At 66.6% G+C, this 20,443-nt stretch carries 18 protein-coding genes; 10 read left to right on the plus strand and 8 right to left on the minus strand.

From position 1 onward, the window contains the following. Positions 1–5: 5 nt before the first annotated feature. From NU688_RS01620 to NU688_RS01640, 5 genes are all read right to left on the minus strand, one after another. A complete protein-coding gene (locus tag NU688_RS01620) occupies positions 6–1,301 on the minus strand; it encodes a TRAP transporter large permease (RefSeq protein ID WP_257858826.1) in 1,296 nt (431 codons plus the stop codon). Between the two features lie 6 nt (positions 1,302–1,307). Then, complete coding sequence (locus tag NU688_RS01625; RefSeq protein WP_257858827.1) at positions 1,308–1,796, minus strand: TRAP transporter small permease; 489 nt, start codon at positions 1,794–1,796, stop codon at positions 1,308–1,310. 111 nt (positions 1,797–1,907) lie between these two features. Then, entirely contained in the window at positions 1,908–2,885 is a 978-nt protein-coding gene (locus tag NU688_RS01630; RefSeq protein WP_257858828.1) for a TRAP transporter substrate-binding protein, read from the minus strand. 48 nt (positions 2,886–2,933) lie between these two features. Further along, the gene (locus tag NU688_RS01635; protein ID WP_257858829.1) at positions 2,934–3,824 is read right to left on the minus strand and encodes an SMP-30/gluconolactonase/LRE family protein; all 891 of its coding nucleotides are present in this window, start codon (positions 3,822–3,824) and stop codon (positions 2,934–2,936) included. Continuing rightward, positions 3,814–4,647, minus strand: coding sequence for an NAD(P)-dependent oxidoreductase (locus tag NU688_RS01640; protein ID WP_257858830.1), 834 nt, complete (start codon positions 4,645–4,647; stop codon positions 3,814–3,816). Before NU688_RS01640 ends, NU688_RS01635 begins: the two co-directional genes overlap by 11 nt. A gap of 141 nt (positions 4,648–4,788) precedes the next feature. Between NU688_RS01640 and NU688_RS01645 the strand changes: the two genes are divergently transcribed. The 8 genes from NU688_RS01645 to NU688_RS01680 all read left to right on the plus strand — a co-directional run bounded on the left by NU688_RS01645 (position 4,789) and on the right by NU688_RS01680 (position 13,425). After that, positions 4,789–5,655, plus strand: a complete 867-nt coding sequence (locus NU688_RS01645) for a FadR/GntR family transcriptional regulator (RefSeq protein WP_257858831.1) — start codon at positions 4,789–4,791, stop codon at positions 5,653–5,655. Between the two features lie 125 nt (positions 5,656–5,780). Further along, the gene (locus tag NU688_RS01650; RefSeq protein WP_257858832.1) at positions 5,781–6,776 is read left to right on the plus strand and encodes a tripartite tricarboxylate transporter substrate binding protein; all 996 of its coding nucleotides are present in this window, start codon (positions 5,781–5,783) and stop codon (positions 6,774–6,776) included. A 151-nt stretch (positions 6,777–6,927) separates the two neighbouring features. Then, the gene (kdgD, locus tag NU688_RS01655; protein WP_257858833.1) at positions 6,928–7,839 is read left to right on the plus strand and encodes a 5-dehydro-4-deoxyglucarate dehydratase; all 912 of its coding nucleotides are present in this window, start codon (positions 6,928–6,930) and stop codon (positions 7,837–7,839) included. A 56-nt stretch (positions 7,840–7,895) separates the two neighbouring features. Further along, on the plus strand, positions 7,896–8,351 hold the full coding sequence (locus NU688_RS01660) for a nuclear transport factor 2 family protein (RefSeq protein ID WP_257858834.1): 456 nt from the start codon (positions 7,896–7,898) through the stop codon (positions 8,349–8,351). A gap of 12 nt (positions 8,352–8,363) precedes the next feature. Further along, the gene (locus tag NU688_RS01665; RefSeq protein WP_257858835.1) at positions 8,364–9,350 is read left to right on the plus strand and encodes a tripartite tricarboxylate transporter substrate binding protein; all 987 of its coding nucleotides are present in this window, start codon (positions 8,364–8,366) and stop codon (positions 9,348–9,350) included. Between the two features lie 16 nt (positions 9,351–9,366). Beyond that, positions 9,367–10,725 (plus strand): glucarate dehydratase, encoded by a 1,359-nt coding sequence (gene gudD / locus NU688_RS01670; RefSeq protein ID WP_257858836.1) that lies wholly within the window; start codon positions 9,367–9,369, stop codon positions 10,723–10,725. Positions 10,726–10,838: 113 nt separating this feature from the next. Continuing rightward, positions 10,839–11,936 carry an SMP-30/gluconolactonase/LRE family protein gene (locus tag NU688_RS01675; RefSeq protein ID WP_257858837.1) on the plus strand — a complete coding sequence of 366 codons (1,098 nt, stop codon included), beginning with the start codon at positions 10,839–10,841 and terminating at the stop codon, positions 11,934–11,936. 52 nt (positions 11,937–11,988) lie between these two features. Then, positions 11,989–13,425, plus strand: a complete 1,437-nt coding sequence (locus NU688_RS01680) for an aldehyde dehydrogenase family protein (protein WP_257858838.1) — start codon at positions 11,989–11,991, stop codon at positions 13,423–13,425. A 16-nt stretch (positions 13,426–13,441) separates the two neighbouring features. Here the strand turns inward: NU688_RS01680 and NU688_RS01685 are convergent, their stop codons facing one another. Further along, positions 13,442–14,674 (minus strand): CynX/NimT family MFS transporter, encoded by a 1,233-nt coding sequence (locus NU688_RS01685; RefSeq protein ID WP_257858839.1) that lies wholly within the window; start codon positions 14,672–14,674, stop codon positions 13,442–13,444. Positions 14,675–14,747: 73 nt separating this feature from the next. Between NU688_RS01685 and NU688_RS01690 the strand changes: the two genes are divergently transcribed. Next, positions 14,748–15,719: a LysR family transcriptional regulator gene (locus NU688_RS01690; RefSeq protein ID WP_257858840.1), complete on the plus strand. Its 972-nt coding sequence runs from the start codon at positions 14,748–14,750 to the stop codon at positions 15,717–15,719. Here NU688_RS01690 and NU688_RS01695 read toward each other — a convergent pair. Beyond that, complete coding sequence (locus NU688_RS01695) at positions 15,640–17,187, minus strand: glycine betaine ABC transporter substrate-binding protein (protein WP_257858841.1); 1,548 nt, start codon at positions 17,185–17,187, stop codon at positions 15,640–15,642. The two genes, NU688_RS01690 and NU688_RS01695, sit on opposite strands and share 80 nt — an antisense overlap. A 111-nt stretch (positions 17,188–17,298) precedes the next feature. Between NU688_RS01695 and NU688_RS01700 the strand changes: the two genes are divergently transcribed. Next, positions 17,299–18,387, plus strand: a complete 1,089-nt coding sequence (locus tag NU688_RS01700) for an ROK family protein (protein ID WP_257858842.1) — start codon at positions 17,299–17,301, stop codon at positions 18,385–18,387. Between the two features lie 23 nt (positions 18,388–18,410). On the opposite strand, the gene NU688_RS01705 is transcribed toward NU688_RS01700, so the two are convergent. After that, positions 18,411–20,168 carry an Ig-like domain-containing protein gene (locus tag NU688_RS01705; protein WP_257858843.1) on the minus strand — a complete coding sequence of 586 codons (1,758 nt, stop codon included), beginning with the start codon at positions 20,166–20,168 and terminating at the stop codon, positions 18,411–18,413. Positions 20,169–20,443 lie beyond the last annotated feature (275 nt).

Raw genomic sequence — 20,443 nt, forward strand, 5'->3', positions numbered from 1 at the left:
TTTTCTTACTTCACCACCATGAAGAGGTCGGGCAGCCAGGTGGAGAACGCGGGCACGAAGGTGACCACGCCGAGCGCGAAGATCAGCGCGCCGTAGAACGGCCAGATGGTCTTCATCACCGTGCCCACCGAGACACCGCCGATTGCACAGCCCACGAATTGCGTGGTTCCCACCGGCGGTGTGTTGAGACCCAGCGCGCAGTTGATCAGCATCACGACGCCGAACTGCACCGACGTCATGCCGTAGTGCTGGGCGATCGGCAAAAAGATCGGCGTGCACAGCAGGATCGTCGCGGCCATGTCCAGGAAGGTGCCCAGCACGAACAGGATGATGTTGATGAGCAGGAAGATCATCCACGGCGTGGTGGTCACCTGCGACAGCATCTGGCCCGTGAGCTCGGCCACGCCGTACAGGCTGATGAGGTAGCCGAAGGTGCTCGAGATGCCGATCAAGAGCAGGATCACGCCCGTGGTACGCACCGCCTTGGAGGCCGCCTTGATGAAGTGCTCCCACTTCAGCGTGCGGTACACGAAGATGGTGAGGCCGAGCGCATAGAGCACCGCCACTGCCGCCGATTCGGTCGCCGTGAAGATGCCCGACAGAATGCCGCCGAGGATCAGCACCACGATGAAGAGGCCCGGCAGCGCCGCCGCGAACGAACGCGCCACGATGTCCCAGCCCGGGAACTTGCCGGCCGGATAGCCGCGCTTCACCGCCACCAGGTAGGCCGCCGCGAGGTTGCTGATGGTGAGCACGGCCGCCGGCAGCAGGGCAGCCAGGATCAGCGCCGCGATCGACACTTTGCCGCCCGCCGCGAGCGAATAGATGATCAGGTTGTGGCTGGTCGGCATCAGCGCGCCGACCAGGGCCGCGTGGGTCGTCACGTTGACCGCGTAGTCGGCGTGATAGCCCTCCTTCTTCATCATCGGGATCATCACGGCGCCCATGGCCGAGACGTCCGCCACGGGCGAGCCCGAGACGCCGCCGAACAGCGTGCAGGCCACCACGTTCGACATGCCCAGGCCCCCGCGCACATGGCCCACGAGGTTGCGCGCGAAGTTGACGATGCGGTCCGCGATGCCGCCGTAGAGCATCAGCTCGCCGGCGAAGATGAAGAACGGAATCGCAAGGAACGAGAAGATGCCCATGCCCGAGGTCATCTGCTGGAAGCCCACCGCGAGCGGCAGGCCTTCATACAGCAGCGTGGCCAGGGCCGAGAGGCCGATCGAGAAAGCGACCGGCACGCCCAGGAGCAGGAAGACCGTGAACGAGATGCAGAGAATGAGGAGAGGGATCGTCATGGTGGCTCAAGCCCAAGCAGGTTCGACTTCGCGGCCCTGTGCCAGCGCGATGATGTGTTCGATGGAGAACATCACGATGAGCACGCCGGCGATGGACGCGGGCACGTATTTCCAGCCTTCCGAAATCCAGAGCGTGGGCAATCTGTAGTCCCACACCGATTCGGCGAGCGAGGCGCAATTCCAGGCCATGGCCAGGCCGAAGGTCAGGATCAGTGCGTGGATCAGGTATTCCATCTTCAGGCGCAGCCAGTCGGGCGCGAGCACGAGAAACGACTCCAGGCCGATGTGGCCGGCATCGCGCACGCCGACGGCCACGCCGAACATGGTGACGTAGATCACCAGCAGCAGCGCGAGGCTTTCAGCCCAGGTCGGGGTGTTGTTGAGCACATAGCGGCCGAACACCTGCCAGCTCACCGCGCAGATCACCGCGACGAGACCGAGGATGCCCAACCACATGCAGGCACGGGCGAGGGTGCGGCAAAGTTTGGTGTACATGAAGGTTCTTCTTTCTTGTGAAGACAAGCGGCGTATCTGCTCCCTCGCCGCTTGCCCCTATCCCAACCTTCCCCCGCAAGGGGAAGGAACCAGTTCAATGGACTGACTTGCTTACTTCGTGTCCTGAACGCGCTTGACCAGGTCCTTGAGCTTCGCGTCGGTGATGAACTTGTCGTACACCGGCTTCATCGCGGCCTGGAACGGGGCCTTGTCGACTTCGATGATCTCGGCGCCGCCGGCCTTCACCGTGGCGAGCGACTTGATCTCGCGCTCTTCCCATTGCTTGCGCATATAGGGCACCGACTCCTTGGCGGCCTGGCGGATCCAGCCCTGTTCTTCGGCGGAGAGCTTGTCCCACGCGCGCTTGGAGAACAGCAGCATCTCGGGCGCCATCGAGTGCTCGGTCTTGCTGTAGTACTTGGCCACTTCGAAGGCTCGGGCGCTTTCGTAGGTGGGGTAGTTGTTCTCGGCGGCGTCGATCAGGCCGGTCTTCAGGCCCGTGTACACCTCGCCCATGGGCATCGGCGTGGCGTTGGCGCCCATGGCTTCGAGCATCGACACCCACAGGTCGGACTGCTGCACGCGGACCTTCAGGCCCTTCATGTCGGCAAAGGTGCGCACCGGCTTCTTGGCGGTGAACATCGAGCGCGCGCCGCTGTCGTAGTAGGCGAGGCCAATGAAGCCCTGCTTCTCGCACGACTTCAGGATTTCCTCGCCGATCGGGCCGTCCAGCACCTTGTGCAGGTGATCGACCGAGCGGAACAGGAAGGGCATGGTCGGCACCTGCGTCTCGGCGCAGATGTTGTTCATGGGGGCGATGTTCACGCGCACCATCTGAAGCGCGCCGATCTTGGTCTGCTCGATGGTGTCCTTCTCGCTGCCGAGCGAGCTGTTGTTGAACACCTTGATGGTGTGCTTGCCGCCCGACAGCGCCTTCAGGCGCTCGCTCATGAACTTGACCGCAGTCACGGTCGGGTAGTCGTCGGGGTGGATGTCGGCCGAGCGGAACTCGGTGGCACTGGCAGCCAGGGTAGACAGCGCGGCTGCGGCGCCGACGGCAAGTGCGATCAGGGTCTTGTGGAGTTTCATTTGTCTCTTCCTCTGCTTGGTGGTTATCGAAAACGTGAAAAGAAAAGGTCAGCCGCCGAACGCAGGCTCGGGCACGCCCGCCACGCCGGGCCGCAGCGCGAACACGCCGCCGGCCAGCGGCTGGTCCGCGAGGTCGATGCCGCCGGGGCGGATGGAGGTGACGAAGAGCGTGTCGAGCGCCGGGCCGCCGAAGGCGCACATCGCGGGCTTCTTCACTGGCACTTCGAGCGAGCGGTCGAGCCGGCCGTCGGGCGTGAAGCGGTGCACGAGGCCGGCATCGTTGCCGCAGATCCAGTAGCAGCCGTCCACATCGACCGCCGCGCCATCGGGGCGGCCGGGCAGGGGCTTCATGTCGACGAAGAGGCGGCGGTTGCTCGGCATGCCGGTCTCGGTGTCGTAGTCGAAGGCCCAGATCGCCTGCACGCTCGGGTGCGAGTCCGAGAGGTACATCGTGCGGCCGTCGGGGCTGAAGGCGAGGCCGTTGGGCACGATGAAATCATCAAGCTGCAGGGTGGCGCTGTTGCTGCCTTTGCTGTAGCTGTACAGGCGGCCGACGCGTGCGCCAGCGGCCATGTCGAGCAGCATCGTGCCGGCCCAGAAGCGGCCTTGACGATCACAGCGACCGTCGTTGAAGCGCATGGCGGGTGCTGCGTGCGCGACGGGAGCGAGCGAGGTGGCAACCAGCGTGCCGTTGGCCTCTGGCTGCAGCGAGAAGATGCCGCTCTCCATGCCGGCGATCCATGCGCCGGGCAGGTCGGCACGCGGTGCGATGCAGGCGATCATTTCATCGGCCCGCCACAGCGCATGGCCCTCGCTGGCACGCCAGCTATTCAGCGTGCGCGCGGGAATGTCCACCCAGTAGAGCGCCTGCTCCGCGGCATGCCACACCGGGCTTTCGCCGGTGCCGTTGCGTGCATCGAGAACGAGCTCAGCTTGCATCGCCGAAGGGCCCCTGCGCGGTGAACGCGCCGCCCTGGTAGATGGCGTTCGGGTCGGTCGGCGCGACCGGCGGCTGCGCCTCGACCTTGTCGCGGAACACCTCGGAGCCGTCCTGCGGCACGAAGCCCAGGTGCGCGGCCGCGCTGTTGTCCCACCACACGTCGCGGTTGTCCGACATGCCGTAGACGATGGTGTGCTTCACATCGGGTGTGAAGAGCGCCTTCTCCACCAGCGTCGTCAGGTCGCGGTAGCTGAGCCAGGTGCTCATCATCCGGCGGTTGAGCGGCTCGGGGAACGAGGAGCCGATGCGGATGCTCACCGTCTCGATGCCCCAGCGGTCGAAGTAGAACTGCGCCATGTCCTCGCCGAAGGACTTCGACAGGCCGTAGTAGCCGTCGGGCCGGCGCGCCGCGTGCGCGTCGATGTGCTCGGTCTGCTTGTAGAAGCCGATCACGTGGTTGGAGCTGGCGAACACCACGCGCTTGACGCCGTGGCGGCGCGCGGCTTCGTAGACATTGAAGATGCCCTTGATGTTGGCTTCGAGAATTTCCTCGAACGGCCGCTCGACCGACACGCCGCCCAGGTGCACGATGGCGTCGCAGTCTTCGAGAAGGGCATGCACTGCCGCTTTGTCCGACAGGTCGCAAGGCACGACTTCCTCGCTCGCATCGGCGGCCGGGGCCGGCAATGCGATGTCGGACAGGCGAAGCACCCTGGCATACGGCTTGAGGCTTTCGCGCAGCACCTTGCCCAGGCCGCCGGCCGCGCCGGTCAGCAGGAGGCGTTCGAGCTTGTTGTTGGGGGCTTGTTGGGGCGTCGACATGTGTTTCCGGGATGTGGTGACTGGGACGGCGCGGCGGGCACTGGCTGAAAGCCGTCGGTACGATGCCGAGGCAGCCCTTGAATGGGTTAAGTGATGAGTTATCTGTTGTCGTACAACTAATTGGAGATTATCATCGTGGCCATGGTTCAGACGACTGCGGGAAATCCCTTGGTTTCAGATGCGCCGGCGGAAGCCGGCTCGGCGGCAGGCCCCGCGGCCTTCGTGGGGCGGCCGCGCCAGCGTGCCCGCGGTCTGGCGCACGGGCTGGTGGAAGACCTGGGCGACAAGATCCGCAGCCAGTCGCTGCGCCCGGGCGACAAGCTCCCCACCGAGTCGGCCATCATGCAGGCCTACGGCGTGAGCCGCACCGTGGTGCGCGAGGCGCTCTCCAAGCTGCAGGCCGGCGGGCTGGTCGAAACATTGCATGGCGTCGGCACCTTCGTTCTGCAGCCGCGGCCGGGTGGCGTGTTCCGGCTCGATCCGGGTGAGATTGCCGCCTCGGTCGACGTGCTGGCCGTGCTGGAGCTGCGCATCAGCCTCGAGACGGAATCCGCCGGGCTCGCCGCGAGCCGGCGCACCGAGGAGCAGTTGGTCGCCATGCGCCAGGCGCTCGACGACTTCGAGCACAACGTGACGATCGCCGGCGACACCGTCGCGCCCGATTTCCGCTTTCACCTGCAGATCGCGCAGTCGACCGGCAACCCGTATTTCGCCGACATCATGCGGCACCTGGGCACCACGATCATTCCGCGCACGCGCATCAGCGCCATCCGCATCCAGGACGGCGGCGCGTACCTGAGCCGCGTGAACCGCGAGCATGAAGAGATCTACGCGGCCATCGCGCGCCGCGATCCCGAGTCGGCCCGCGCCGCCATGCGCATCCACCTGACCAACAGCCGCGAGCGGCTGCGCATGGCGCAGGAAGCCGCGCAGCAGCAGAAGGCGAAAGCCGAAGGTGTGGGCGCGGCAGCAGGCCAGGGCGGTGGCGCCGCTTCGTCCGACAACTAACCCTTCCGCTGAATTTTTTGCGTCCAAATCTGGACAAGTTGTTTCTCTAGTTGTACGATGACTGATCACTCGCTAGGGCATTCAGGCGAAGCCATGGGGCACATCGAATAACTGGAGACATCCGCATGACCATCAACCGACGCGGCGCACTCGGCGCCGCCCTGGCCACAACTCTGGCCGCCAGCCTGCCGGTGCGCGCGTTCGCGCAGGGCAGCAGCAGCGGTGGCAACTGGCCGTCCAAGCCGATTAGGATCATCGTTCCGTACCCGCCGGGCGGCTCGTCCGACATCATTGCGCGTTCCATCAGCCAGCCGCTGTCGGAAGCGCTGGGGCAGTCGGTCATCATCGACAACCGCGCGGGCGCCAACGGCAACCTCGGCGCCGATCTGCTGGCCAAGGCGCCGGCCGACGGCTACACGCTGATGCTGTGCGACCTGGGCGCGCTGGCCATCAGCCCGTCGCTGTACCCGAAGCTGCCATTTGATCCGTCGAAGGACCTGCGCAGCGTGGGCATGCTGGCCTACTCGCCGCACCTGCTGGTGGTGCATCCGTCGGTGCAGGCGAGCACCTTGAAGGAGCTGGTCGAACTCTCGAAGAAAAGCGATCTCAACTTCGCCGTCACTGCCAGCGGCAGCACCGCGCACCTGGCCGGCATCGAACTGCAGCGCAAGGTCGGCGCCAAGTGGGAATACGTGCCCTACAAGGGCGGCGTGCAGGCCGTGCTCGACACCGTCTCGGGCCAGACGCAGGTGCTGATGAACGGCATGCTCGCCACCTACCCGCAGGTGCAGGCCGGCAAGCTCAAGCTGATCGCCGTGTCCAAGGCCACGCGCATGCCGCTGATCGGCAGCGTGCCGACCATCGCGGAGCAGGGTGCACCCGGTTACGAATCGGGCACCTGGCAGGGCGTGGTTGCCGGGCGCGGCGTGCCCGACGCGGTGATCGCGCGCCTCAACCGCGAGCTCACCCGCATCATCCGCACCCCCGACATCCGAGCCCGCCTCGCAGGCCAGGGCGCCGAGGTCGTGACCATGACCGCGCCCGAGCAGGACCAGTTCTTCGCCAAGGAGCGCGCGCGCTGGGCCCAAGTCATCAAGGAAGCCAGCGTCAAGCTCGACTAGTCATGTTCGCCCCCCGGCTTTTCACTCGCTTCGCTCCGTGTAATTCGCCATCCCCCGAGGGGGAGGCGCGGCTCGCCTTGGGGCGGCCCGGCGGCGGCCGCCTTCCCGCTTTCTGAATTCTTTTCCTCTTACCTATTTCTTGGAATTCCCGATGAACCCGCAAGAACTCAAGACCATCATGGGCTCCGGCCTGCTCTCGTTCCCGTTGACCGACTTCGACAGCAACGGCGACTTCAACAAGAAGGGCTACGTCGAGCGCCTCGAATGGCTGGCGCCCTACGGTGCGAGCGCGCTGTTCGCCGCGGGCGGCACGGGCGAGTTCTTCTCGCTGACCGGCGACGAGTACCCCGGCATCATCCAGACGGCAGTCGATACCTGCCGCGGCGTGGTGCCGATCATTGCCGGCGCCGGCGGCCCGACGCGCTTTGCCATCCAGTGCGCGCAAGCGGCAGAGAAGGCCGGCGCGCACGGCATCCTGCTGCTGCCGCACTACCTCACCGAAGCCGGCCAGGAAGGCCTGGCCGCGCACGTCGAGGCCGTGTGCAAGAGCGTGAAGTTCGGCGTGATCGTCTACAACCGCGCCTCGAGCCGCCTGAAGCCCGACACGCTCGCCGGCCTGGCCGAACGCAACCCGAACCTCGTCGGCTTCAAGGACGGCGTGGGCGACATCGAGGCGATGGTCGCGATCTACCAGAAGATGGGCGACCGCTTCGCCTACCTGGGCGGCCTGCCGACCGCCGAGGTCTATGCCGCCGCCTACAAGGCCATGGGCACGCCGGTGTACTCGTCGGCCGTCTTCAACTTCATCCCCAAGACGGCGATGGACTTCTATCACGCGGTCGCCAACGACGACCTCGCCACGCAGCACCGCCTGCTGAAGAACTTCTTCATGCCCTACCTCGAGCTGCGCAACCGCACGCCGGGCTACGCCGTGAGCATCGTCAAGGCCGGCGCCAAGATCGTCGGCCACGACGCGGGTCCGGTGCGCGCACCGCTGACCGACCTCAAGCCCGGCGAGATGGAAGAGTTGAAGGCGCTGATCGCCACGCTCGGCCCGCAGTAAGAAGCCTCGTTTTTTTCGCAGTCGACAAGCATCAACACAACAACGGAGTCAACGACATGTTCATCAAGAAACTCTTCCTCATCGCCGCTTCGGCCGCGGTGTTCACTGGCTGCGCCATGATGCCCGCGGGCGGTGGTGCGTCGGACCAGGCTTCGGTGGCCGCGGCCGCCGAGCGCCTGCGCATCGCCATGGTCGACCCGACCGCCGCCGCGCTCGGCGCGCTGGTGGCCGACGACCTGAGCTACGGCCACTCGGGCGGCAAGGTCGACACCAAGGCCAGCTTCATCAGCGACCTGCTCGATGGCAAGTCGGACTTCGTGACCATCACGATCACCGAGCAGACCATCAAGGTGGTCGATGCCAACACGGCCATCGTGCGTCACTCGCTCGCGGCCGACACCAACGATTCGGGCAAGCCCGGCAAGGTCGCGCTGAAGATCCTCGGCGTCTGGCAAAAGCAGGGCGGCGACTGGAAGCTGCTCGCGCGCCAAGCCGTTCGCGTCAACCCCTGAGCTGGAGCACGGATGCAGAGACGAGAGCTTTTCGCGGCGGGCCTCGTGCTCGCCGCCACCGCGATGCTGCCCCTGCACGCCTCGGCGCAAGCCGACGCATGGCCGCAGCAGAAACCCGTGACCATCATCGTGCCGTTCCCCGCCGGCGGCTCCACCGACATGGTGGCGCGCGCGCTGGCGCTGCAACTGCAGACCAGGCTCGGCGGCAGCTTCGTTGTCGACAACCGCCCCGGCGCCACGGGCACCATCGGCACCGGCTTCGTCAAGCGCGCACTGCCTGACGGCTACACGCTGCTGGTGTCCTCGCTCGGCGCCTTCGTCGTCACGCCGCACCTGCAGAAGAGCGTGCCCTACGACGCGACCAAAGACTTCGACTACATCAGCGTGCCCGTGCAGGCGCCCAACGTGCTCGTCGCCAACATCGCGCGGCCCGAGCACACGGTTGCCGACGTGCTCGCGCTCTTGCGCAAGACGCCGGGCAAGGTCTCGTTCGCGAGCTCGGGCAATGGCTCGTCCGATCACCTGTCGGCCGAACTCTTCTGGCAGCAGACCAAGACCGAAGGCGTGCACGTGCCCTACAAGGGCGGTGCGCCTGCGGTGAACGATCTGCTGGGCAACCAGGTCGACTTCTCGTTCCAGAACGTCAATGCCGTGCTGCCGCACATCCGCGCGGGCAAGCTGCGCGCGATTGCCGTCACCGGTGACAAGCGCTCGCCCGTGTTGCCCGATGTGCCGACGCTGGCCGAGGCTGGCGTGAAGGGTGCGGAGGTCTATTCGTGGCAAGGCGTGGCGGCGCCGAAGGGCCTGCCGCCCGCGCTCAAGAAGAAGCTGAGCGACGCCGTCATTGCCGCGATGCAGGACCCGGAGACGAAGAAGCGCATGCTCGACCAGGGCCTTGAAATCGTCGCGAGCACACCTGAAGACTTCACCGCCTTCCAGTTGCGCGAGTGGACGCGATGGAAGACATTGATCGACACCCGCCATATCACCGCAGACTGAGCTACCGAGCCCGAAGATGACAAGTCCTGAATCCGTTTCCAGCATCGTGTCGGGCGCGCCCGTCGTCACCGGCATGCGCGTGGTCCCCGTCGCGGGCCACGACAGCATGCTGATGAACCTGAGCGGCGCGCACGGTCCGTTCTTCACGCGCAACCTGCTGATCCTGACCGACAGCGCCGGCCACACCGGCGTCGGCGAAGTGCCGGGCGGCGAGAAGATCCGCCAGACGCTCGAAGACGCGCGCGACCTCATCGTGGGCCAGCCCATCGGCCGCCACAACGCCGTGCTCAACAGCCTGCGCAGCGCCTTCGCCGGCCGCGACAGCGGTGGCCGTGGCCAGCAGACCTTCGATCTGCGCGTGACCATCCATGCGGTCACCGCCGTGGAGGCCGCGCTGCTCGACCTGCTGGGCCAGTTCCTCGAGGTGCCGGTCGCGGCCCTGCTCGGCGAAGGCCAGCAGCGCGATGCGGTGCAGATGCTCGGCTACCTCTTCTACGTCGGCGACCGCACGAAGACCGACCTGGCGTACGAGACCGACCCTGGTGCGGACAACGACTGGTTCCGTCTGCGCCACGAAGAGGCGATGACGCCCGAATCCATCGTGCGCTTGGCCGAGGCCACGCACGCGCGCTACGGCTTCACCGACTTCAAGCTCAAGGGCGGCGTGCTGCGCGGCGAGGAAGAAGTCGAAGCGATTCGCGCGCTGCACGAGCGCTTTCCGAAGGCGCGTGTCACGCTCGACCCGAACGGCGGCTGGCTGCTGGCCGACGCGATCCGCCTGTGCCGCGACCTGCACGGCGTGATGGCCTATGCCGAAGACCCGTGCGGTGCCGAAGGCGTGTTCTCGGGTCGCGAGGTGATGGCCGAGTTCCGCCGCGCCACGGGCTTGCCCACCGCCACCAACATGGTCGCCACCGACTGGCGCGAGATGGTGCACAGCCTCTCGCTGCAGTCGGTCGACATCCCGCTGGCCGATCCGCACTTCTGGACCATGCAGGGCTCGGTGCGTGTGGCGCAGCTGTGCCAGGCCTGGGGCCTGACCTGGGGCTCGCATTCGAACAACCACTTCGACGTGTCGCTCGCGATGTTCACGCACGTGGCCGCTGCCGCACCCGGCAAGGTGACGGCCATCGACACGCACTGGATCTGGCAGGACGGCCAGCGCCTGACGAAGTCGCCGCTGCAGATCGAAGAGGGCTTCGTGAAAGTGCCGACGCGCGGTGGCCTCGGCATCGAGCTCGACATGGCCGAAGTCGAGAAGGCGCACCAGCTGTACCTGAAGCACGGCCTCGGCGCGCGCAACGATGCGCAAGCCATGCAATACCTGATTCCCGGCTGGGCCTTCGACAACAAGCGGCCCTGCATGGTCCGCTGATCGGCAACCACCGTTCGGGCTGGGCTTGTCGAAGCCTCGCGCGGCGCTTCGACAAGCTCAGCGTGAACGGATGAGGCCCGCGCCGCAAGCACAGACATCGTCAAGGAGACTGCATGAACAACAACATGGATCGCCGCCGCCTGCTTCAGGCGGCCGCCGGCTCGGCGCTCGGCGCAGTGGCGGCAGCCGCGGGCGCCCAGTCGTTTCCCTACAAGCCGCAGCAGCGCTACCCCGACCCGGCAGTGCTGATCCTCGACCCGAGCTTCGCCAAGTACCGCCTCTACAGCAGCACGCTCGAGCAGGTCGGCACGGGCATGCGCTGGGCCGAAGGCCCGGTGTACCTGCCGCGCGAGGGTTATCTCGTGTGCAGCGACATCCCGAACAACCGGCTGATGCGCTACGAGGAAAAGACCGGCGAGTTCAAGGTCCACAAGTCGAACGTGAACCACTGCAACGGCAACACGCGCGATCGCCAGGGGCGCCTCGTCAGCTGCGAGCACTCAGTGACGCGGCGCGTGGTGCGCACCGAGCACGACGGGCGCATGACCGTGCTGGCCGACCGCTTCCAGGGCAAGCGGCTGAATTCGCCGAACGACGTGGTCGTGAAGTCGGACGACACCGTCTGGTTCACCGATCCGCTCTTCGGCATCTCGGGCACCTGGGAAGGCGAGAGGGCCACGCCCGAGCAGGCGACGACCAACGTGTACCGCCTCACGCCCGATGGGCAGCTCTCCGCGGTGATCACCGACCTGGTGAACCCCAACGGCCTGGCCTTCTCGCCGGACGAGAAAAATCTCTACGTCATCGAGTGGAAGGGCACACCCAACCGCAGCCTCTGGAGCTACGACGTGGCGGCCGATGGCAGCGTGTCGAACAAGGCCAAGCTGATCGACGGCGTGGGCGCGGCCGCGCTCGACGGCTTTCGCGTCGACCGCGACGGCAACATCTGGATGGGCTGGGGCTGGAACGGCGCATTGGCGTCCGAACCCGCCGATGCCGGCAACGGCATGAAGGTCTATCAGCCGCTCGCGAAGTCGGAAGACCTCGATGGCGTCAAGATCTTCAATTCGCAGGGAAAGCCCATCGGTTTCATCCGCCTGCCCGAACGTTGTGCCAACCTCACGTTCGGCGGCCCCAAGAACAATCGCCTCTACATGGCGGCCAGCCATTCGCTGTACGCCCTCTACGTGGAGTCCGAAGGCGCCACCTAGCCTTTCGACTTCAAAAAACCATCACACCAACAGGCAAACAAGGACATCGACGATGACTGAATTCAACAACCTCATCAATGGCGAATGGCTGGCTGGCAAGAGCTACAGCCCCAACGTGAACCCCAGCAACCTGGCCGACGTGCTGGGCCAGTACACGCAGGGCGATGCGGCGCATGTCGATGCCGCCGTGGCAGCCGCCACCGCCGCCTTCCCGGCGTGGGCCACGGGCAGCATCCAGGCGCGCTCGGATGCGCTCGACAAGATCGGCACCGAAATCCTCGCGCGCAAGGAAGAGCTCGGCACGCTGCTCGCGCGCGAAGAGGGCAAGACCAAGGCAGAAGGCATCGGCGAGGCCACGCGCGCGGGCCAGATCTTCAAGTTCTTCGCGGGCGAATGTCTGCGTCTTTCAGGCGAGCTGCTGCCTTCCGTGCGCCCGAACATCGGCGTGGAAATCACGCGCGAGCCGGTCGGCGTGGTCGGCCTCATCACGCCGTGGAACTTCCCCATCGCCATTCCTGCCTGGAAGATCGCGCCCGCGCTCGCCTTCGGCAACTGCGTGGTGCTCAAGCCCGCGGACCTCGTGCCGGGCAGCGCCTGGGCGCTGAGTGAAATCATCAGTCGCTCGGGCATTCCGGCCGGCGTGTTCAACCTCGTGATGGGCCGCGGCAGCGTGATCGGCGAGGCGCTGGTCAACCACCCCGGCATCCATGCGATCAGCTTCACCGGCTCGGTGGGCGTGGGCCGCAACATCGCGATCCAGTGCGTCACCAACCACAAGAAGGTGCAGCTCGAAATGGGCGGAAAGAACCCGCAAGTCATCCTCGACGACGCCGACCTCGCCCAGGCCGTGGAGCTCAGCGTGCAGAGCGCGTTCTATTCGACCGGCCAGCGCTGCACCGCATCGAGTCGCCTCATCGTGACCGAAGGCATCTACCCGAAGTTCATCGAAGCGATGAAGGTGCGCATGGCCAAGATCAAGGTCGGCGACGCGCTCGCGCAGGGCACCGACGTGGGCCCGGTCTCGTCGAAGTCGCAACTGAACCAGGACATGGAATACATCGCCATCGGCAAGGGCGAAGGCGCCACGCTGGCGGCCGGCGGTGAACTGCTCAAGCTGGAGACCGACGGCTACTACATGTCGCCCGCGCTCTTCAGCGAATCGGCCGCGACGATGCGCATCAACAAGGAAGAAATCTTCGGTCCAGTGGCGAGCGTGATCCGCGTGAAGAACTACGAGGAAGCGCTGGCCACGGCCAACGACACCGAGTTCGGCCTCTCGGCCGGTATTGCCACCACCTCGCTGAAGTACGCGACGCACTTCAAGCGCCACAGCCAGGCCGGCATGGTGATGGTCAACCTGCCGACGGCTGGTGTCGACTATCACGTGCCGTTCGGCGGTCGCAAGGGTTCGAGCTATGGTCCGCGCGAGCAGGGCAAGTACGCGCAGGAGTTCTTCACCACGGTGAAGACGGCTTACACACTGGCTTGATCTTCAGGCACCGCGTTCAATGCCCGTGGCGCATCGCGCGCCGCAGGCCGAACGCGAGCAGCACCCCGACCGCGCCCGCCACCGCGACGATCGCGGCCGCGGCGGACCAGCCGAGCGCATCCACCGCGCCGCCCACGGTCACCGGGCCGACCATCTGGCCGAGGTTGCTGCCCAGCATCAGCAGGCCCACGGCCATCGGCACCAGCCGGGGGCTCGGCGCCACCGCCGCGGAGGTGCCGATCAACGTCGCGGGAAGCAGGCCGCCCACCGCTGAAAACACCAGGCACAGCACGAAGGTCGGCGTCTCGCCCAGCACGGGAAGAAAGATGCCGAGCGCCGAGATGCCCATCACCGCGCTTGCCGCAGCCACCAGCACCCAGCGCGCCACGCCGCGCGCCAGCAGCATGCCCGCCGCGAGGTTGCCCCCGATGTTGGCGCAGCAGGCCACGGCGCTCAGCAGCCCCGCCGTGCCGACGCTCACGCCCATGCGCTCGATCAACAGCACCGGCAGGAAACTGAAGAGCGCGAAGAACTGCAGGCTGTAGATCGCAAACGACGCCGCGATCAGCGCCGGTGCGCCGGCCCTGACGGTCGTCGCCGCATCGCGCCCCATGTCGCGCCACGATGTGGCCGCTGCCGCGCCATTGCCGTGGCGCTCATCGCGGGCCACGGCGATCAGCACCAGCACTAGCAGCACGACAGCCAGCGCCGCATTCCCCAGCCAGAAGCCGCGCCAGCCGTCGAGCACCGAGCCGACGAACAGCGCGATGGCGATCCCGGCCGGCATGAAGCAGCTCCAGATCGCGAAGGCCTGGTCCTTGCCGCCGGGCGCGACGATGCGCTCGAGCGTGGCCGGGCCCGCGATGGTGATGAGCACGAAGCCGAAGCCCTCGATCACGCGCCCGAGCAGCAACGCCGCAATGCCGCCGGCCAGCGCACCTGTGGCGCTGCCGATGGCGATGGCCGCAAGGCCCACGAGCACCAGGAGCCTGTCGCCCGCGCGCGCGATCCACGCGCCCACCGGAATGGCGCCCACCACGCCGAGCAGCGAGAACATCGCCATCAACCAGCCGACCATCGCGAGGTCGAGCCCGAAGTCCGTGCGCAGTTGAGGCACTGCGATTGCGACCTTACCGACCTGGAGAGAGGCGACCACGCCGGCCAGCACCACGACGAAGACGCCGAGCCAGGGCGTGGCGGAAGGAATGCGCCGTGCGCTCACGGCCATGTCGATTTGCTGTTGCTGCATGCCTGCACTGTGAGGCGAATAGGATATCGATGAAAGCAAATAAAATCGACCAACTCCATCGATTCAACAGATCATGCTCGACGTCCTTACCCTGAGCCAGATGCAGATGTTCGCGGTGGTGGCGGACGTGGGCAGCTTTCGCGCCGGCGCCGCAAGGCTGCACCGCGTGCAGTCGGCCGTGAGCCACGCCATCGCCAACCTCGAGGCGCAGCTGCAGGTGCGGCTCTTCGACCGCTCGGGCCACAAGCCGGTACTTACGCCCGCGGGCAAAGCGCTGCTGGGCGATGTACGGGTGATCCTCTCGAAGGTCGATGCACTGCGCACGCGCGCGCACGGGCTGGAGCAGGGCATCGAACTCGGCCTGTCGCTCGCCGTCGACACGCTCGTGCCGCCCGCACTGGTGGCCGAAGCGGTGCGCGGGCTGCACGTGGTCTATCCGAGCATCGGCGTCCGCGTGGAATACACCTCGATGGGCGGCACCATCGACGCGTTGTGTTCGGACCGGTGCGACGTCGCCGTGGCCGCCTTCGGCCATGCCGACGAGAAGATCAGCCGCGAGTTCCTGCTGACGCTGCACATGGTCGCCGTCGCCGCGCCGTCGCATGCGCTCGCGGCCTACGCGGGCCGGCGAGGCGCCACGAAGGCGCTCGACGCAGCCACCGCCGAGCATGTGCAGATCGTGCTCGAAGACCCCAGCACGCGCAGCGAGGGCCGCGACTTCGACGTGCTTTCGCCCAGCACCTGGCGGGTCAACGACATGTACATCAAGCTCGCGCTGCTGCGCGCCGGGCTCGGCTGGGGAAAGATGCCTTCATGGCTGGTCGCGGACGACCTCGCGGCGGGCACGTTGGTGCGGTTGCCGGTGGGGCGGATCGGCCCCGATGGCGAGAGCAGTCACGAGGCCTTTTTCTGCCACAGCACCGACAAGCCGCTGGGCGCGGGCGCCGCGCTGCTGCGCGACTGCTTCATGGCGGAAGCGAAGACGGCGGTGCACGTCGGCGACGGCGCATCGCCCACTCGATCAGCTCGAAGATCCCTTCGCTGATCAGCGCCATCGCCGCGGCCGGCAGCGCGCCGGCCAGCAGCAGTTCGCGGTCGTTCAGTGCCAGGCCCGTCACGATGCGTTCGCCGAATCCGCCCGCGCCGATGAATGCCGCGATGGTCGCCGTGCCGATGGCAATGGCGGTGGCCGTGCGCACGCCCGCCAGCAGCGTGGGCAGCGCCAGCGGCAGCAGCACGAGCTGCAGGCTCTGCGGCGGTGTCATGCCGAGCGCGGTGCCAGCCAGGCGCAGGCCGTTCGGCACCTCGGCCAGGCCCGTCACCGTGTTGCGCATGATCGGCAGCAGCGAGTAGAGCGTGAGCGCGATCAGCGCGGGCAGTGCGCCGATCGCGCCGAGCATCGAGATCAGCACCGCCAGCAGCGCCAGCGACGGCACGGTCTGCATCAGGCTCGCGATGCCGAGCACCACGGCACGCAGCCGCACATGCGAGAACACGAGAATCGCGATCGGCACGCCGATCAGGATCGCGATGCCCACCGACACCGCTACCAGCAGCAGGTGCTGACGCGCAAGCTTCCAGAGGTCGGGGCCGAAGAGCTTGGCCGTGAAGCCGCGCCGGGCTTCCTGCGCCGGCGCCGCACCTGTCTTGCCGGTGTTGGCGATGAAGTCGCGCGCGATCACGTCGAAGGGCACGCTCTGCAGCTCGGCGCGCGCATTCATCGCGATCATCGCGTGCTCGTCGACCTTGCCTTCGAGCGTCTGCAGCGCGGCCCAGGCCTTCGGCAGTCGCGTCGGCAGGTCGAGCTTGTAGAGCACCACCGCGTCGTAGCGCGGGAAGTACTTCCTGTCGTCCTCGAGCACGCGCAGGCCGAGGTGGTCGATCTTCGCGTCGGTGGTGTAGATGTCGATCGCATCGATCTGCTTGGCCGCCACCGCCTCGTAGGCGAGGCCATGGTCGAGGCCGGTCGGCGTCTGCGTGAACCCGTAGCGCGCGGCCAGGCCCTGCCAGCCATCGGCGCGGCCGAGGAATTCGTTCGAGAGGCCGAGCTTGAGCTCGGGGTGCTTCGCAAGATCGCTCAGCGTGCGAAGTCCGAGCCGCTCCGCATCGGTCGCACGCACCGCCAGCGCATAGCCGTCATTGAAGCCAAGCGGAATCGCTACGCCCAGCCCCATCGGCGCGAGCGCGGCGTTCATTGCTTCGCGCGTCTCCGCAGGCGAGCCCTTGAGGATTTCCAGTGCGATGGTGCCGGTGTACTCGGCATAGAGATCGATGGCGCCCGAGCGCAGCGCTTCGTAGACGATGGCCGTGTTGCCAAGGCCCTGCCGTACGACGGGTTGCGACGCGGTGTGCGGCGCGGCCGTCTGCGCGAGCAGTTCGGCAAGGATGTACGACTCGGTGAAGCGCTTGGAGCCGACGCGCAGCGGCTCGTCCGCGGCCTGCGCGGGGGCGGCGGCAAGCCAGGCCATCGAGACCAACAGGGCGGCACGCCAGAGGCTGCGGAGCAGGTGCATCGGGGGCAGTGTATAGACAACGCTTCATTCGGCGTACCCGCCAATCTCCTACACGCCATGGTGCGCGGAGCCGATGCAAGCAGGCGGCGGCGGGGCCCATAGTCGATCGCCATGAAGTCCAAGTCCTCGAAGAACAAATCCTCTCCCGCCTCCAAGAACGGTCTGCCCGGCCCCGAAGTCCATGGCCTGCGAGAACTCCCGGGCCTGCAGGTCGATGGCTACAGCCTGCAGCTGCGCGACAAAGACGGCTTCGTCGGCGACCAGGCCAGCCAGACCGCCTTCAGGGAACTGCTCGAACGCTGGCGCAAGCGCCGCCGCAAGGAAGGCCGGGACCCCCTGGGCCTCTCGCATTCGCGCAATCTCAGCAAGAAGGAACTCGATCATGTGTTGCAGGCGAAGACGGCGTCTGAAGCCGTCGACGTGATGCATGGCGCCATCGAGGAATTCGCCGAGGAACTGGCCTACGTGATCCAGCGCTTCACCCGTCAGCCTTCATGGGAGAAGGTGCAGCGCATCGTGATCGGCGGCGGCTTTCCCGAAAGCGACGTGGGCGAGCGCGCCATCCTGCAGGCCGGCGCGATCCTCGAGGAGATGGGCGTGCATGTGCAGCTCGGCCGGCTCTCGCACAACGTGGACGACGGCGGGCTGATCGGCTGGGTGCACCTCACACCACCGGCCATGCTCAAGGGACACGACGCCATTCTTGCGGTGGACATAGGCGGTACCAACATCCGCTGCGGCATCGTCAAGACGCGCCACCGCAAGGCGCGCGACTTCTCGCTCGCGAAGGTGGTACGGCGCGTGAAATGGCGCCATGCCGACGACGGCCCGAACCGCGGCAGCATCGTCGCGCACATCGCCGAGATGCTGGAGGACATGGTGCTCTACAGCGAGCGCAGGAAGATCCGGCTCGCGCCCTTCATCGGCATCGGCTGCCCGGGGCTGATCCGCCAGGACGGCTCCATCTCGCGCGGCGCGCAGAACCTGCCGGGCGACTGGGAGAGCCATGCCTTCCACCTGCCGAGCGAGGTGTGGCGCCGCATGCCGATGATCGGCTCGGGACCGACGCTGGTGCTGATGCACAACGATGCGGTGGTGCAGGGGCTGAGCGAACTGCCCTTCATGCGCGAAGTGAAGCACTGGGGTGTGCTGACCATCGGCACGGGGCTGGGCAATGCGAGCTTCACGAACCTGGCCTGAGTACTCGCCCCCGAACTGCCGAGCTACAGGTCTTCCGGCCGAAGGCCCTCGATGCGCAAGCTGGCCGAGGCACTGGCGACATTGCCCGCCGCATCGGCAGCACGCACCTCGATGTTCACAGCGCCGGTGTTCGCAGGCGTCCACGCGCAGACGTAAGGCGCGGCGCGCAATGTGCACACGGTCTTGCCGTCGATGACGAACTTCAGTTCCGAGACGCCGACGTCATCGGATGCCGTGGCCGTGAGCCGCATCGCCATGCCGGCCGCGGCCGAAGCCGGCGTGGTCAACGCAACGGTCGGCACCACGGCGTCGACCGGCGGATTGACGATCACGTTCGCGAAGGCCACCGCCGAGTTGCCGGCCACGTCGAGCGCGATCACGCGGATCGTCTGCATGCCCGGCGTCGTCGGTGTCCACGCGCAGGTGTACGGCGCCTCGGTGAAGGTACAGATCGGCAGGCTGTTGGCACCAACCACCTTGACGCCGAGGATGCCCACGTTGTCCACCGCCACCGGCGCGAGGGGCGTCGGTTGGCCCACCGTGGCCATGGCGGGCGCGGCCAGCGAAACGGTTGGCTTGTAGGCATCGGGAATGCCGAGCGGCAAGTCGATGGTGAAGGCCGTCTGGCCCTGCACCGCCTTTTGCTCGAACGCATCGAAGATGGTGAACCACGTCGCGCCCGGTGCACGGCCCGGCGCCTGAGCCTTCACGAGCAGGTTGGTCTTGCCGACCGCGAAGCAGCTGAAACCGCAGCGCCAGTCGAAAGCGAAGAGTCCGTTGGCATCGGCCGCGCCTTGCGCAAGAGGCTCCAGCGGCTTCTGCGCGCCCGGGTCGCGCCACACCGAGACCTGTGCGCTCGCGAGTGCCGCCCCGGTCTCGCGGTCCGTCACGCGCACCTGCGTGGCGGTGGTCGTGGCCATGTACTTCGAGCTGCCGAGCTTGGGCCAGTCGCTCCAATCGGTGTTGATGTTGGCCTTGGTGCCTTCGGTGAAACGGATCATCTCCAGCGTGGCGACGCGGTTGGCCGCGGGGTCGAAGCGCTCTTCGAACACGGTCCCCAGCAGCGGGTCGAGGCGCCACTGCTGGCGCTGCCACCAGTAGCGGTCGGTGAGCTTGGCGAGTTCGAGGTCGGCCTTGGGCGCCACCTCGGTGGTGTCGGTCACGGCGATGGCGTTGTAGTACTCGCCGGAGCCGGCGCCGAACACATGCTCCAGTTCGTGCAGCAGCGTCTTGAGCTGGCGGCCGAGGTAGTCCTTCTCGGTGGATTCGGGCGCGGCCCGTGTGATCGTGCGCGAAAGGCGCAGCGGGTCGTGGATCGCGGTCCAGTTGAGGTTCCAGGTCACGCCCTTGGGCGGGAAGGTGGTGCTCGTGGTGAGCCCGCCGTGGCTGTAGCCGCGCTGCGACTTCGAGATGCACAGCACGATCTCGCGCTCGGCCACGCCGTTGAAGCCGCACTGGGGCGCCGATGCCGCGGAGACGAATTGCAGGTCCTTCGCCGGATCGAACACGAAGCTGCGCACGGTCTCGCGCATGAACACGGTGTTGATGTCGGCCACGTACTGCGCGAGCCGGCGGCCCGCTTCGGGCGCGCCGATCTCTGCGGCGAGTTGCGGGTCGACGAAGAGCTTCAGGCGGTGGACGCTCGGCGGTGCGCGGCCGACTTCATCCATGGCAGCCCAGGTCGCGGAACTGAAGAAAGAAAGCAGCAGCAATGCAAAAGAAAAAGGCATGGCTGCGCCCAGCCGGCGCGCAAGCGCCAGCAGCGAATAAACGGATCGCATCGATTTTTTCCCCTTGGCTCAGGGGAACCCGGCAGTGATCAAAGGGAAATCGCTTCAGGCGTCGAGATGAAATCGAACTGCAAGAAGCACCATCTCCCCGCCCATGACCACCTTTGCCGGTCACGCTCCTGCATCGCATCGAGTTCGCCGAGGGCGATACGCCCTGAAGGACGCCGATGCTTCTGAAGTGCGGGGACTGGTTGCGAATTTACGGAGTGAAGAGCGGACCGCTCATTCCCGAACACGAAACTGCGATAACCAGGAAGGCCTCGATT

Origin of the sequence: Variovorax sp. ZS18.2.2 (genome assembly GCF_024701975.1) — a bacterium.
In the GTDB taxonomy this organism is placed as follows: Bacteria; Pseudomonadota; Gammaproteobacteria; order Burkholderiales; family Burkholderiaceae_C; genus Variovorax.

Excerpts from the sequence above, each read along its gene's own strand:
- NU688_RS01620 (WP_257858826.1), bottom strand. The coding sequence starts at position 1,301 with ATGACGATCCCTCTCCTCATTCTCTGCATCTCGTTCACGGTCTTCCTG.
- NU688_RS01625 (WP_257858827.1), bottom strand. The coding sequence starts at position 1,796 with ATGTACACCAAACTTTGCCGCACCCTCGCCCGTGCCTGCATGTGGTTG.
- NU688_RS01630 (WP_257858828.1), bottom strand. The coding sequence starts at position 2,885 with ATGAAACTCCACAAGACCCTGATCGCACTTGCCGTCGGCGCCGCAGCC.
- NU688_RS01635 (WP_257858829.1), bottom strand. The coding sequence starts at position 3,824 with ATGCAAGCTGAGCTCGTTCTCGATGCACGCAACGGCACCGGCGAAAGC.
- NU688_RS01640 (WP_257858830.1), bottom strand. The coding sequence starts at position 4,647 with ATGTCGACGCCCCAACAAGCCCCCAACAACAAGCTCGAACGCCTCCTG.
- NU688_RS01645 (WP_257858831.1), top strand. The coding sequence starts at position 4,789 with ATGGTTCAGACGACTGCGGGAAATCCCTTGGTTTCAGATGCGCCGGCG.
- NU688_RS01650 (WP_257858832.1), top strand. The coding sequence starts at position 5,781 with ATGACCATCAACCGACGCGGCGCACTCGGCGCCGCCCTGGCCACAACT.
- kdgD (WP_257858833.1), top strand. The coding sequence starts at position 6,928 with ATGAACCCGCAAGAACTCAAGACCATCATGGGCTCCGGCCTGCTCTCG.
- NU688_RS01660 (WP_257858834.1), top strand. The coding sequence starts at position 7,896 with ATGTTCATCAAGAAACTCTTCCTCATCGCCGCTTCGGCCGCGGTGTTC.
- NU688_RS01665 (WP_257858835.1), top strand. The coding sequence starts at position 8,364 with ATGCAGAGACGAGAGCTTTTCGCGGCGGGCCTCGTGCTCGCCGCCACC.
- gudD (WP_257858836.1), top strand. The coding sequence starts at position 9,367 with ATGACAAGTCCTGAATCCGTTTCCAGCATCGTGTCGGGCGCGCCCGTC.
- NU688_RS01675 (WP_257858837.1), top strand. The coding sequence starts at position 10,839 with ATGAACAACAACATGGATCGCCGCCGCCTGCTTCAGGCGGCCGCCGGC.
- NU688_RS01680 (WP_257858838.1), top strand. The coding sequence starts at position 11,989 with ATGACTGAATTCAACAACCTCATCAATGGCGAATGGCTGGCTGGCAAG.
- NU688_RS01685 (WP_257858839.1), bottom strand. The coding sequence starts at position 14,674 with ATGCAGCAACAGCAAATCGACATGGCCGTGAGCGCACGGCGCATTCCT.
- NU688_RS01690 (WP_257858840.1), top strand. The coding sequence starts at position 14,748 with ATGCTCGACGTCCTTACCCTGAGCCAGATGCAGATGTTCGCGGTGGTG.
- NU688_RS01695 (WP_257858841.1), bottom strand. The coding sequence starts at position 17,187 with ATGCACCTGCTCCGCAGCCTCTGGCGTGCCGCCCTGTTGGTCTCGATG.
- NU688_RS01700 (WP_257858842.1), top strand. The coding sequence starts at position 17,299 with ATGAAGTCCAAGTCCTCGAAGAACAAATCCTCTCCCGCCTCCAAGAAC.
- NU688_RS01705 (WP_257858843.1), bottom strand. The coding sequence starts at position 20,168 with ATGCGATCCGTTTATTCGCTGCTGGCGCTTGCGCGCCGGCTGGGCGCA.